General features: G+C 66.7%; 12 protein-coding genes. 3 read left to right on the top strand and 9 right to left on the bottom strand.

Annotated features, from left to right (window positions below; all coding sequences use genetic code 11):
* Positions 1 to 77 precede the first annotated feature (77 nt).
* The 3 genes from QKY98_RS23070 to QKY98_RS23060 all read left to right on the top strand — a co-directional run bounded on the left by QKY98_RS23070 (position 78) and on the right by QKY98_RS23060 (position 1,923).
* A complete protein-coding gene (locus QKY98_RS23070; protein WP_027601376.1) occupies positions 78 to 605 on the top strand; it encodes a DUF3455 domain-containing protein in 528 nt (175 codons plus the stop codon).
* Positions 606 to 688: 83 nt separating this feature from the next.
* Positions 689 to 1,216 carry a sigma-70 family RNA polymerase sigma factor gene (locus QKY98_RS23065; protein ID WP_284671648.1) on the top strand — a complete coding sequence of 176 codons (528 nt, stop codon included), beginning with the start codon at positions 689 to 691 and terminating at the stop codon, positions 1,214 to 1,216.
* Entirely contained in the window at positions 1,213 to 1,923 is a 711-nt protein-coding gene (locus tag QKY98_RS23060) for an anti-sigma factor (RefSeq protein ID WP_284671647.1), read from the top strand. The genes QKY98_RS23065 and QKY98_RS23060 overlap by 4 nt, the downstream gene beginning before the upstream one ends.
* A gap of 9 nt (positions 1,924 to 1,932) precedes the next feature.
* Here the strand turns inward: QKY98_RS23060 and QKY98_RS23055 are convergent, their stop codons facing one another.
* The 9 genes from QKY98_RS23055 to amaB form a co-directional block, all read right to left on the bottom strand.
* Positions 1,933 to 2,691, bottom strand: a complete 759-nt coding sequence (locus QKY98_RS23055; RefSeq protein WP_027599105.1) for an SDR family oxidoreductase — start codon at positions 2,689 to 2,691, stop codon at positions 1,933 to 1,935.
* Between the two features lie 250 nt (positions 2,692 to 2,941).
* The gene (gene lhpI, locus QKY98_RS23050) at positions 2,942 to 4,663 is read right to left on the bottom strand and encodes a cis-3-hydroxy-L-proline dehydratase (RefSeq protein ID WP_284671646.1); all 1,722 of its coding nucleotides are present in this window, start codon (positions 4,661 to 4,663) and stop codon (positions 2,942 to 2,944) included.
* A 2-nt stretch (positions 4,664 to 4,665) separates the two neighbouring features.
* On the bottom strand, positions 4,666 to 5,382 hold the full coding sequence (locus tag QKY98_RS23045) for an ABC transporter ATP-binding protein (RefSeq protein ID WP_007162636.1): 717 nt from the start codon (positions 5,380 to 5,382) through the stop codon (positions 4,666 to 4,668).
* Positions 5,379 to 6,254 carry an ABC transporter ATP-binding protein gene (locus QKY98_RS23040; RefSeq protein WP_027599107.1) on the bottom strand — a complete coding sequence of 292 codons (876 nt, stop codon included), beginning with the start codon at positions 6,252 to 6,254 and terminating at the stop codon, positions 5,379 to 5,381. Before QKY98_RS23040 ends, QKY98_RS23045 begins: the two co-directional genes overlap by 4 nt.
* Positions 6,251 to 7,531: a high-affinity branched-chain amino acid ABC transporter permease LivM gene (livM, locus tag QKY98_RS23035; RefSeq protein WP_027599108.1), complete on the bottom strand. Its 1,281-nt coding sequence runs from the start codon at positions 7,529 to 7,531 to the stop codon at positions 6,251 to 6,253. The genes QKY98_RS23040 and livM overlap by 4 nt, the downstream gene beginning before the upstream one ends.
* A 3-nt stretch (positions 7,532 to 7,534) precedes the next feature.
* Positions 7,535 to 8,449, bottom strand: a complete 915-nt coding sequence (locus QKY98_RS23030) for an ABC transporter permease subunit (protein WP_027599109.1) — start codon at positions 8,447 to 8,449, stop codon at positions 7,535 to 7,537.
* Positions 8,450 to 8,545: 96 nt separating this feature from the next.
* Entirely contained in the window at positions 8,546 to 9,667 is a 1,122-nt protein-coding gene (locus QKY98_RS23025; RefSeq protein WP_027599110.1) for a branched-chain amino acid ABC transporter substrate-binding protein, read from the bottom strand.
* Between the two features lie 494 nt (positions 9,668 to 10,161).
* Positions 10,162 to 11,439, bottom strand: a complete 1,278-nt coding sequence (amaA, locus tag QKY98_RS23020) for an L-pipecolate oxidase (RefSeq protein ID WP_027601372.1) — start codon at positions 11,437 to 11,439, stop codon at positions 10,162 to 10,164.
* Between the two features lie 24 nt (positions 11,440 to 11,463).
* On the bottom strand, positions 11,464 to 12,954 hold the full coding sequence (gene amaB / locus QKY98_RS23015) for an L-piperidine-6-carboxylate dehydrogenase (protein WP_027601371.1): 1,491 nt from the start codon (positions 12,952 to 12,954) through the stop codon (positions 11,464 to 11,466).
* Positions 12,955 to 13,009 lie beyond the last annotated feature (55 nt).

Genomic DNA, 13,009 nt, shown 5'->3' with positions numbered 1-13,009 from the left:
TGCATCCAGGGCACCGGCTGCCGGGTATAGCCCCTACAGTCCAGTTGACTGTGCCCCTCTCAATCCGGAGCAAGCGCATGAACAACACCTATAGCCGTTGCAGCATCCTGGCCCTCACCGCCCTGCTGAGCACCCCGCTGCTGGCGCAAGGGGAGTTGCCCGAAGCCGTTCGCGTCCCCGCCGGCAACAGCCTGATGCTGGAAACCGTGGGCAAGGGCACCATCGTCTACGAGTGCCGCGACAAGAAGGACATGCCCGGCCAGACCGAGTGGTTCTTTGTCGGTCCCAAGGCCGACCTGCATGATCGCCAGGGCAAGCAGGTGGGTCGCTACTACGGTCCGCCCGCTACCTGGGAAGCTAGCGACGGCTCCAAGGTGGTCGGCAAGCAACTGGCGATCGCCCCCGCCGGTAGCGGCAACCTGCCCTATCAGCTGGTAGAGGCCGCGCCCGCCGAGGGCAAGGGCGCCTTCCAGGGCACCACCTACATCCAGCGCACCGCGCTCAAGGGTGGCGTGGCGCCGGCCAAGGCCTGCACCTCGGCCAACAAGGGCGAACGGCAGACCGTGAATTACCAGGCGGATTATCTGTTCTGGAAGAAGGGCTGAGGTCCAGGGGACAGCCAGGCGCGGATCGGCTAGGCTCGGCTGATCCGGTCGCCACCCTGGCGTCCCCAGCCTGGCGCGATTTCGTGACCGACCGCTCCCCTGATCCAGCCGCCCTGCTCGCCGCCTGTGCCCGGGGCGAGCGCGCCGCCCTGCAGCGGCTCTACCAGAACGAGGCGCCGCTCTTGCTGGGCATCGTCCTGCGCCTGGTGCGCGATCGCGGACTGGCCGAGGACATCCTCCACGACGCCTTTCTGCGCATCTGGCGCGGCGCCGCCGGATTCGCCCCGGAGCGCGGTACGGCCCGCGGCTGGATGTGCAGCATCGCGCGCAACCTGGCGCTCAACGCCTTGCGCGATCGCCAGCGCCTGGTGCCCCTGGCGGACGGGTGGGAACCCCTGGCCGAGTCGGCCGATCCGGCGCGAGAGGCCGACGGCCGTCGGCTGGAGGGCTGTCTGCAGAACCTGGAAGCGCCGCGGCGGGAGGCCATCCTGGCCGCCTACCTGGACGGCTGCTCCCATGGCGAGATCGCCCAGCGCCTGCAGGCACCGCTGGGCACGGTGAAGAGCTGGGTCACGCGCGGCCTCAAGGCGCTCAGGGAGTGCATGACATGAACGACGATACTCCCCTGCCCCCGGACGAAGAGCGCGAACGCCTGGCCGGCGAATACGTGCTCGGTACCCTGGACGCCAGGGAGCGCCGTCGCGTGCAAGGTGCGCTGGCGACGGACTCCCGGCTGGCCGCCGCGGTGGCGCGCTGGGAGGCGCGGCTGCAGCCGCTGGCCGAGCGGGTGCAGCCCGTCGAACCCGGCGCGAATCTCTGGCCGCGCATCGAACGCAGTCTGGGTGAGGCCGACGCCAAGGCCACCACCCGGCGTGAGTCGCTGTGGCACCGCCTGGCACTCTGGCAGGGCCTGAGTGCGGCAGGACTGGCCGCCAGCCTGGTGCTTGGCGTGCTGTTGCTGATGCGTCCGGTCCCCACGCCAAGCTACCTGGTGGTGCTGGCCGCGCCCAGCGATCGAACGCCCGGCTGGGTGATCCAGACCGCCAGCGCCCATGACCTGCAGCTGATTCCCCTGGGGCGCGACGCCGTGCCGAGCGGCAAGACGCTGCAATTCTGGACCAAGGCCGACGCCTGGCAGGGTCCGGTATCCCTGGGTCTGGTACAGCCGGGACGCACCCTGCAGGTACCGCTAAACCAGCTGCCGCCGCTGGAAGCCAATCAGCTGTTCGAGCTCACCCTGGAAGACCAGGGCGGCTCGCCTACCGGCCGACCCACCGGGCCGATCCAGTTCATCGGCCGGGCGGTCAAGGTGCTCTAGGCCGACGTCTCAGCTCTTGCGGTGGATGTTGAAATTGCTGAACGCCTGACAGGTCGCCATCAGCTGGATGCGGTTGATGTTGACGTGCTTGGGCTGGTTCAGCGTCCAGTGGATGGATTCGGCGATGTCGTCCGGGGTCAGGGGTTCGGTGCCGGCATAGACGGCATCGGCCTTGGCCTTGTCACCCCCGAAGCGCACCACCGAGAATTCGCTTTCGGACAGGCCCGGCTCAATGTTGGTCACCCGCACCCCGGTGCCCAGCAGATCGGATCTCAGGCTCAGGCTGAATTGCTTGAGGAAGGCCTTGGTGGCGCCATAGACATGGCTGCCCGGATAGGGATAGTCGCCCGCCACCGAGCCCAGGTTGACGATACCGGCCCCGGCGCCATGGGCGATCAGCCGCGGCAACAGCAGGCGGGTGCAATAGAGCATGCCCTTGATGTTGGTATCGACCATGGTGTCCCAGTCGTCCAGGTCGCAGCTCTGGGCGGGCGTGTTGCCCAGCGCCAGACCGGCGTTGTTGACCAGGGCGCGCAACTGGTTGAATTCTTCCGGAAGGCCGGCGACCGCGGCTTCCACGGCGGCACGATCCTGGACGTCCAGCACCAGCGGCAGCACCTTGGCCTGACCGGACAATTCCTCGGCCAGGGCGTGCAGGCGATCCTCGCGGCGACCGGTGATGACGATCGACCAGCCGTCCTTGGCGAAGCGGCGAGCGGTGGCGGCGCCGAAGCCGGAGGTGGCGCCGGTGATGAAGATCGAAGACATGAAAGATTCCTTCTGCGAGGGAGGTTGGCCGAGGCCCACGATAGCTCAGGGGCATTGGTCAGGCGAATACCCAGATCGCCACAAATCCAGCGGATCAGTTATAACGCCTTGGTATTGCAGGGTTTTCCGCGCACTGGCGAATTTTTGAACAGTTCTCGCCAGGCCAGGCGCCCTGGGCCTCACGCCCGGCTATGCCAAGCTTATCCACAGGACGATCCACGGAATTCCTGTACAGAACTCGGACCGGGCTTCAGGTGGATAAGTCCGCTGCCACGAGCCAGGCAGGCGGTTCGGCCGGCGCCAGTCCGGTGCAGGCTGCCTCGACACAGGCGGCGAGGCCGGCGAAGCGCAGCTCGCGCCCGGTGAGGCCCGGGCCGTAGTGGGCGAACTTGCCGGAATTGGTCAGCAGGGTGCGGGCCTGGGGCGGCACCAGGGGTTCGCCGAGCATGCACCAGCAGGTGTCCCCGACCAGTTGGGCACCGAAGGCTTCCAGCTCGGCCAGGCTGCCAGACCGTTCGGCCGCCGCGCGCACCTCGCGGCCCAGGGTGATCACCAGCGCCACCTCGGGATGCCGCTGCCGCCCGCGACAGAGTTCGGCCAGGCGCTGGCACTCCTCGGCGGAGAAATGCGGATTGCCCAGGGCCACCAGCTGCACCTCGCGCGCGACGGCGCTGTCCAGTTCGGCCCAGGCCTGGCACAGATCGGCCAGGGTGATGTCTTCGATCTCCAGCTCGGGTGCGGCCACCGCGGCCAGGGTCGGCGCCTCGGGCGTCACCCCGACCAGATGGAACAGCGGCGCCGCCGAGGTGGTGGCGAAGGCGGCGCCAAAGGCCTTGAGATCGTCGCGACTGGGCTGGCTGTTTTCCAGCCCCAGCACCGCCGGAATCCGGGTAGGCGAGCGCAGGCCGATCCAGTAGCCGAGCAGTGGATAGAAGGCGTCGTCATGGCCCTCGGGTACGGTGACCCGGAAGACCTTGGCTGCGCGGCGACCGCTGTCCAGGTGGCAGCCGGCCAGAGGAGCCCGACCGGTCAGGGCGGTACAGATATCGAGGAAGTCGGCGTACTTCTGGGTGCGCGCGCCCAGTACGCTGTTGGCGAAGACCACGGCATTGGATTCGGCCCAGACCACCTGCTCACCCAGGGTCGGGGCGCTGTCCAGCAGATAGGGGGCACAGGTAAAGGTGGGACGGCAGCCTAGGGCCACATAGGCCTCGGCCAGGGCAGAGGCCGGCTCACCCAACGCCGGCGCCACGCCCTGCGCGCGCCAGCGGCGTTGATCCACCGATACCGCATTGAGAGTCGTAGGTACCTGTACCCGACCGCCCCACTCCACCAGGCGCTGGGCGAAGGCCAGGCTGGCCGGACCGGTGTAGATGCAGCCGTCGATATGGGCCTGGGTGATGTCGAGCAGCTCGCGGGCACCCTGCAGGTGCGCCATGCGCACCAGGATCTTCATCGCCGCCTGGACGGCCTGGCCCTCGGCGCCCGCCAGCTTGGCCTGGTCGGTCGCGCTCAGCTGCAGGTCGGCAGGGGCCTCGCTAGTGGAGTCGGGAAAGAACTCTCCCGGCGCGCCGACCCAGCCATCGTTTACCGCGATCTCATCCTGCTCGGCGAGCGCGGCGAAGGCCTCGGCGCCCAGGCTGACCACCGGCAGGGAGCGACCGAAGAGTTCTTCCGCAACGATGGCACCCAGGCTGAGGATCTCGTCCGGCTCGTCCAGTACCAGCGCTGCCGGTCCGCGTCCCGCCAGCAACAGCTCCAAGAGCACGGCGCTGCCGGTGCAGGAACCGCGTCCACTGGGAATGGCCAGGATGCGTCCGGCCAGTTCCAGGCCGTGCAGGGGATGGTGGCGATCGATCACCCGACCGCTGGCCGGATCGACGCCACCCCAGAAACTCAGGCCCAGGGGCGCCCAGGCCAGGCGTCCCCGGGCATGGCCCGCGACCAGACAGCGACCGCGGACCGCTGCCACCGCTAGTGGCCGCCCAGGTAGGCTTCGCGCACCTGGGGATTGGCCAGCAATTCCTGGCCACTGCCGCTCATGCGGATCTCGCCGGTGACCATCACATAGGCGCGGTCGGACAGGCGCAGGGCATGGTTGGCGTTCTGCTCCACCAGGAAGATGGTCATGCCGCTCTGGGCCAGCTCGCGCAGGATCTGGAAGATCTGCTTCACCACGATGGGCGCCAGGCCTAGGCTGGGTTCGTCGAGCAGCAGCAGCTTGGGTCGCGCCATCAGCGCCCGGGCGATGGCCAGCATCTGCTGTTCGCCGCCGGACATGGTCATGGCGCGCTGGTTGCGACGCTCCTTGAGCCGCGGGAAGAGCTCGAACATGCGCTGCATGTCCTCGTCCACCCAGCGGGTGCCGATGGGAATGGTACCCATCAGCAGATTCTCCTCGACCGTCATGTCGGGAAACACATGGCGCCCCTCCGGTGACTGGGCGATGCCGTTGGAGGCCACGTAGTGGGCGTTCTTGCGGGTGATGTCCTCGCCCCGGTAGAGGATCTGCCCGTTGCGCGCCTGGGGCTGGCTGAAGATGGACATCAGCAGGGTGGACTTGCCGGCGCCGTTGGAGCCGATCAGGCTCACCGTCTCGCCCTCGTTGATGGACAGGGAGACGCTCTTCAGCGCCTGGATCGGCCCGTAGAAGACGTCGACGTTACGGAATTCCAGGATCGGCGTGGTCATGCCACCTCCTCTTCTTCGGCGCCGAGGTAGGCGGCGATGACCTTGGGATCGTTGCGGATATCGGCCGGCAGGCCGCGGGCGATGACCTGGCCATGGTCCAGCACCACGATGTGGTCGGAGATGTTCATCACCATGCCCATGTCGTGCTCGATCAGCACCACGGTGATGCGGTGCTGGTCGCGCAGCAGGCGGATCATCCCGGCCAGCGCCTCGGTCTCGGCCGGGTTGAGACCGGCGGCGGGTTCGTCCAGGCAGACGATCTCCGGACGGGTGCACATGGCGCGGGCGATTTCCAGGCGGCGCTGCTGGCCGTAGGAGAGTTCGCCGGCCAGACGATTGGCGTGGTCCACCAGGTCCACCACTTCCAGCCAGTAGAAGGCCGTATCCAGCGCCTTTTCCTCGGCACGGCGATAGCCGGGGGTATTGAGGATGCCGGTGATCAGGTTGCGGTTGCACTGCATGTGCTGCGCCACCAGCAGGTTCTCCACTACCGACATCTCCTTGAACAGGCGGATGTTCTGGAAGGTGCGGGCGAGCCCTGCGCGGTTCACCAGGTGAGTACCGCCGAACATCTTGTACCAGAGCCGGCTGCCGAACTGCACCGGATTGACGAAGTCGGTGGCCTGGAAGCGCTCGCCCATGATCTTGCCGACGCGGGTCGAACGGCCATCGGCGGTATCCAGGCGGATCTCGCCATCGGTGGCCTTGTAGAAGCCGGTCAGGCAGTTGAACACCGTGGTCTTGCCGGCGCCGTTGGGGCCGATCAGCGCGGTGATGGAGTGTCGCTGAATATCGAAGGACACGTCCGAGAGGGCCTTGATACCCCCGAATCTCATGCCCAGACCGCTGACGGTCAGAATGTTGTCGCTCACGGCGCCACTCCCTTGCGAATCGCGAAGCCACTGCGGGCGATACGGATCAGGCCACGCGGCCGCCACATCATCATCACCACCATCAGCACGCCGAAAACCAGCATGCGGATGTCGCCGAATTCGCGCAGCAGCTCGAACAGCAGGGTCATGACGAAGGCCGAGACCACCACCCCGACGGTGGAGCCCAGGCCGCCCAGTACCACGATGGCCAGCACCAGCACCGACTCGAAGAAGTTGAACGAGGCCGGGTTGATGAAGCCCTGGTAGGTGGCGAAGAACACCCCGGCCAGGCCTGCGGTGGAAGCACCGATCATGAAGGCGGAAAGCTTGACCAGCACATGGTTCAGACCCATGGCGCGGCAGGCGATCTCGTCTTCGCGCAGGGCTTCCCAGGCGCGGCCGACCGGCATGCGGGTCAGGCGGTGCTTGATGTAGAGCACCAGCAGCACCACCAGGAACAGCACGGTGTAGATGAAGATCATCGTCGCGTTGGGGTTGTAGCTGATGCCCAGCAGCTCGTGGATGGGCACCCCGCCCTCCTTTGCCCGGCGGCCGAATTCGATGCCGAAGAAGGTCGGCGAAGGCGCAGCGATGCCGTTGGGGCCCTTGGTCACTTCCAGCCAGTTGTTGAGCACCAGGCGGATGATCTCGCCGAAGCCGAGGGTGACGATGGCCAGGTAGTCCCCGTGCATGCGCAAGACCGGGAAGCCCAGTATCGCTCCCGCCACCGCCGCCATGACCGCCGCGAGCGGCAGCATGGTCCAGAAGCCCAGCCCGAGGTACTGGTAACCCAGCGCCAGACCGTAGGCGCCGATGGCATAGAAGCCGACGTAGCCGAGGTCGAGCAGACCGGCCAGGCCCACCACGATATTCAGGCCCAGGCCCAGCAGCACGTAGATCAGGCAGAGGATGATCACCGTCAGCCAGTACTTGGTGGCCAGGAAGGGAAAGGCGATGGCCACCAGAATGACGATGGGCAGGATGAATCTCAGGTTGGACTTGTGCCCCGGCGGCAGCACATGGACACCGCCGTCGTTGCGCTTGAAGGACTCGATCCAGTCACGGCCCTTGGCGGTCTGGCCAAACAGGCTGAGCAGGAAGCGGCCGGCCATGACCACCGCGACCATGATGCCGACGCGACCGGGCTCGAGGTTGTAGCCGTAGCCGTCGAGCACGATGCCGACGATGGGGCCGAACAGGATCAGCGAGACCAGACCCACCATGAGGGTGTCGCGCAGCACGACCTTGAGGTCGAAGGAGGAAGACGTCTGACTCATGGATTACACCTTCGTGACCTGGGGTTTGCCGAGCAGCCCCTGGGGCCTAAAGATCAGGATCGCCACCAGCAGCGAGAAGCTGAAGACGTCCTTGTAGTCCGAGTTCACCAGGCTGGCGAACTGGGCTTCGGAGATGCCGAGGATGATGCCGCCGAGCATGGCGCCGGGCAGCGAGCCGATGCCGCCGAGCACCGCCGCGGTAAAGGCCTTGATGCCGATGATGAAGCCGGCATAGAAGTCGAAGGTGCCGTAGTTGAGGGTGATCAGCACCCCGGCCAGCGCTGCCATGGCCGCACCGATGATGAAGACGTAGGAGATCACCCGGTCGGTGTTGATGCCGAGGATCTGCGCCATCTTGCGATCCTGCTGGGTGGCCCGGCACATGCGGCCGAGGGTGGTCTTCTGGATCACGTAGGTGAGCAGGCCCATGCCGATGATGGAGGCCAGGATAATGAAGATCTTGGTGTAGGTGATGATCACGAAGCCGTCGCCGATGTGCAGGCGCAGGGCTCCGTCGAGCAGCGTCGGTACCCCCTGCTGGCGCGCGCCCTGGGCGAGCTGCACGTAGTTCTGCAGGATCAGCGACATGCCGATGGCCGAGATCAGCGGCGCCAGGCGCGTGGAGTTGCGCAGCGGCTTGTAGGCGATGCGCTCGATGGCCCAGCCGTACACGGAGGTGACCACCACGGTGAAGATCAGGGTGCCGAGGATCAGCACCGGGAAGGAATGCAGGCCGAACACGCTCAGCAGGGCGATGCCGATGGCGGCGAGATAGGCCGACACCATGTACACGTCGCCGTGGGCGAAGTTGATCATGCCGATGATGCCATAGACCATGGTGTAGCCGATGGCGATGAGTCCGTAGACCGAGCCCAGGGTCAGGCCGTTGACCAGTTGTTGCAGGAAGATACCGTCCACGTTTGCAGTCTCGCGCTGGATGGATGACGAGGGCCGCCGGCCGCCACCTCGTCCTGGGGCGGAGACGAGGCGGCGGCGGGCGGATTCACGCGAGGATCAGGGCAGCTGGTGGTACTTGCCCTTGTCGTCCCATTCGTACATCACGTAGTCGGAGACCTTGAGGTCGCCCTTGCTGTCCCAACTCTTCTCACCCAGGACGGTGTTGACGCTGTGGGACTTCAGCCACTCGGCGGCCTTGGCGCCGTCGGTGCCCTTGATGCCGTTGAAGGCGGCGGCCACGGCCTGCAGCGAGGCGTAGGAGTAGAGGGTGTAGCCCTCGGGCTCGTAGCCGGACTTGCGCAGGGTTTCCACCACGGTCTTGCCGGCGGGGTTCTGCAGCGGGTCGGCGCCGAAGGTCATCAGCACGCCCTTGGTGTACTGGGCGCCACCGGCGGTGGTGACCAGGTCGGCGGAGACGATGCCGTCGCCGGAGACGAACTTGGCGGTCACGCCCTGCTCGCGCATCTGACGAACCAGCGGACCGGCCTCGGGGTGCAGGCCGCCGAAGTAGACCACGTCGGCGCCGGAGGCGCGGATCTTGGTGACCAGGGAGTTGAAGTCCTTCTCGCCGCGGGTCAGGCCCTCGTAGAGCACCTCTTTCACGCCGCGCTTGTTGAGCTGCGCCTTGGTGGCGTCGGCCAGGCCCTGACCGTAGGTGTCCTTGTCGTGGATGATGGCGACCTTCTTGGCCTTGAGGGTGTCGACGATGTAGTCGCCGGCGACGATGCCCTGCTGGTCGTCACGTCCGCACATGCGGAACACGCCGGTCAGGCCACGCTCGGTGATCTTGGGATTGGTGGACGCCGGGGTGATGGAGATGATGCCGGCTTCGTCGTAGATCTCCGAGGCGGGCATGGTGTTGGAGGAGCAGAAGTGGCCGATCACGGCCTTGACCTTCTCGGAGTCCACCAGGCGGTTGGCCACGGCCACGGCCTGCTTGGGCTCGCAGGCGTCGTCGCCCTGCACCAGCTTGATCTTCTCGCCATTGATGCCACCGGCGGCGTTGATGTCCGCCGCGGCCTGGGTAGCCCCCTTCCAGAACTGCTCGCCATAGGCGGCGCTGGCCCCGGTGAAGGGACCGGCGACACCGATCACGACGTCGGCATGCGCCAGGGAGGAGAGAGTGAACGCAGAACCGATAGCGAGAGCCAGAATGCCTTTTCTGTAAATCTTCGACATGGGAGGTTTGCTCCAGAGGGTGGTTGGCCTTTTCGCCGGAGCAAAGCCTGTGCCATCAGCCAGTTGTGTACCGGGCGCAAAGGCCATTTGCCGCCACCGCGATGAGCCAAAACCGCCGACAGCCTGCGGCGAGGGCCGCAGCCAGTGGAGCGGACCGCCCTTTAGACTTTTGTCGTAAGCGGCTCATTAGTCTGGATAATTCGGCGAAGCGGTAGCAGCGGGAGGGTTGAAACCCAGCGGTTTGTTACCAGATAGCAACCCGGTTGCACCTGTTTCGCACCAAAACGTAACACCGGCCCCACACTGTGCCACTAAAGTAACCATGATCTTGCGGTCGCAGGCCCCGGGCGGATCTGCCGTTCTCTCGACCTGCTTGCAGTGGTGGACAGCCAGAAAAAAGCGGCCGACTTGCACGGGTCGGGATGCGCAAATCGGCCGCTTCGGCGCGTTATCGCCCGGCCCGAGGGCCGGTGACAGCAGGTATGGCGGGGTCGCTAGAGCACCACGCGCAGGCATTGCCCGGCGTGATAGAGGGTGAAGCCGGCTTCATACATCAGGCTGCGCCACTGGCCGACCGGATTGGCATCCAGCGACGCCAGGGGCAGCGGCAGGTCGTGGCGATCGCCACTGCACAGATAGCGGGCAAAGGCCTGCCCCACCACCGTGCCCGTGGTAACCCCGCGTCCGTTGTAGCCGGTCACCGCCAGCAGGCCCGGCGCCGGTTCGAACAGTCGCATCAGATGATCGGGCGTGAAGCCGATGCGGCCCGTCCAGCTGCATTCCCACTCGACCCGTCCGAGCGCGGGGAAATAGTGCCGCTGGATGCGATCGGCCCAGGCGCGGATGAAGCCGGCCGGCCGCCCCGCCATGTTGCCGAGACTGCCCAGCAGCAGACGGCCATCGGCATCGCGGCGGATGCTGCTGAGCACCGTCCGGGTGTCCCAGGAGCCACGGCCCTGGGGCAGGATGAAATCCGCCTCCGGGCCGAGGGGCCGCGAGGCCACCTGGTAGTAGTAGCCCGGGAAGAATTGCTTGCGCAGGGTGGTCCATTCGCCTTCGGTGTAGGCGTTGGAGGCGATCACCACCTGGTCGGCGGTGACCCGCCCCTGGGGGGTTTCCACCTGCCAGCGTTCGCCGATCCGCTGCAGGCGCTGCACCGAACTCTGCTCGAACAACTCGCCGCCTTCCTGGCGCAGCGCCCTGGCCAGGCCCAGGGCATACCCCATGGGCACCAGGGTACCGGCGCGATGATCGAGCAGCGCACCACTGATGTCGCGGGTACCACAGGCGCTGTAGCAGGCTTCGCCTTCCAGCAGCTCGACCCGGGCGCCGCGGCGCTGCCATTGCTCGGCACGCTGACCAAGATCGGCCAGGCCCTTGGCGCTGTGCGCCATGTGCAGGGTGCCGGCGCGGCGCGGCTGGCAGTCGATGCCATAGCGCTCGATGAGGGCGAACACCTGACTCGGCGCATCGCCCATCACCCCCAGCAGACGCTCGCCGACCTCCGGTCCCAGGGTGGCCACCGCCTCGTCCGGCGGGATCCACATGCCGGCATTGACCAGCCCGACATTGCGACCGGAGCCGCCATGGCCGACGCCATGGGCCTCCAGCACCACCACCCGCCGCCCGGCCTGCGCCAGGTGCAGGCCGGTGGACAGGCCGGTGTAACCACCGCCGATGACGCAGACCTCGGTGTCACGCTCGCCCTGCAGCGGTGCGTCCGGCACCGCCGGATACAGCCGCTCCCATAGGCACTCTTCACGCAACTGCATTCTCTGCGCTCCTGGCGGATCCACTCAGTCGAAGACGATGCCCTGGGCCAGCGGCAACTGGCGGGAATAGTTGACGGTGTTGGTCTGGCGGCGCATGTAGGCCTTCCAGGCATCGGAGCCGGATTCGCGGCCACCGCCGGTTTCCTTCTCGCCACCGAAGGCGCCACCGATCTCGGCACCGCTCGGTCCGATGTTGACGTTGGCGATGCCGCAGTCGCTGCCGGTCGCCGACATGAAGGCCTCGGCCTCGCGCACGTCGGTGGTGAAGATGCAGGACGACAGGCCCTGGGGCACGGCGTTGTTCAGCGCCACCGCCTCGTCGAAATCGTCATAGGTCAGCACATAGAGGATGGGCGCGAAGGTCTCGTGACGCACCGCCTCGCTCTGCTCGGGCATCTCGACGATGGCCGGCGCCACATAGTAGGCCTCGGGATACCTGTCGGCCAGCTGGCGCTCGCCGCCGTAGACCACCCCACCCTCGCCACGCGCCTGCTCCAGCGCGCCCTGCATGGCCTGGAAACTGGCCGCGTCGATCAGCGGACCGATCAGGTTGCCCTCCAGCGGATGACCGATGCGGACTTTGGCATAGGCGGTCTTGAGTCGGGCGACGATCTCGTCCTTGACCGAACGATGGGCGATCAGCCGGCGCAGGGTAGTGCAGCGCTGGCCGGCGGTGCCGACGGCGCTGAACAGGATGGCACGCACCGCCATGTCCAGATCGGCGCTCGGTGCGAGGATCATGGCATTGTTGCCGCCCAGCTCGAGGATGCTGCGACCGAAGCGCGCCGCAACCCGGGGTCCTACCTCGCGACCCATGCGGGTGCTACCCGTGGCGCTCACCAGTGCCACCCGCGGATCGTCCACCAGGGCTTCACCGGCGGCGCGATCGCCAACGATGACCTGACTCAGATCGGCCGGAGCATCGCCAAAGCGCGCCAGGGCCTTCTCGAACAGCGCCTGGCAGGCCAGGGCGGTCAGCGGGGTCTTTTCCGAGGGCTTCCAGATCACCGGATTGCCACAGACCAGGGCCAGGGCGGCATTCCACGACCAGACCGCCACCGGGAAGTTGAAGGCACTGATGATGCCCACCACCCCCAGCGGCTGCCAGGATTCACGCATGTGATGACCAGGGCGCTCGGAGGCAATGGTCAGACCATAGAGCTGACGCGACAGGCCAACGGCGAAGTCGCAGATGTCGATCATCTCCTGGACTTCGCCCAGGCCTTCCTGGGTGATCTTGCCGGCTTCCCAGGACACCAGCTCGCCCAGATCGGCCTTGTGCGCGCGCAGCTCTTCACCCAGCAGCCGCACCAGTTCGCCACGCCGCGGCGCCGGCACCGCCCGCCAGGCCTGGAAGGCCCGCTCGGCACGGGAGATCTTCTGCTCCACCTCGGCGGCGCTTTCCAAGGCGACGCTGCCCAGTTGGCTGCCGTCGATGGGGGAATGCACCCGGTGCTCGCCTTGGGTGTAGTGCTGGACAGGAACGCCGAGGCGTTCCAACAGGGCCTTGCTCATGCTGAGGTCTCCGCAGAGTGGGAATCGTCCCTGAGTATGGTCAGCCCAGCGGCGC

Source organism: Pseudomonas sp. HR1 (assembly GCF_030175875.1).
GTDB classification, from domain to species: domain Bacteria; phylum Pseudomonadota; class Gammaproteobacteria; order Pseudomonadales; family Pseudomonadaceae; genus Chryseomonas; species Chryseomonas oryzihabitans.
This window is presented reverse-complemented; position numbering and strand designations above follow the sequence as displayed.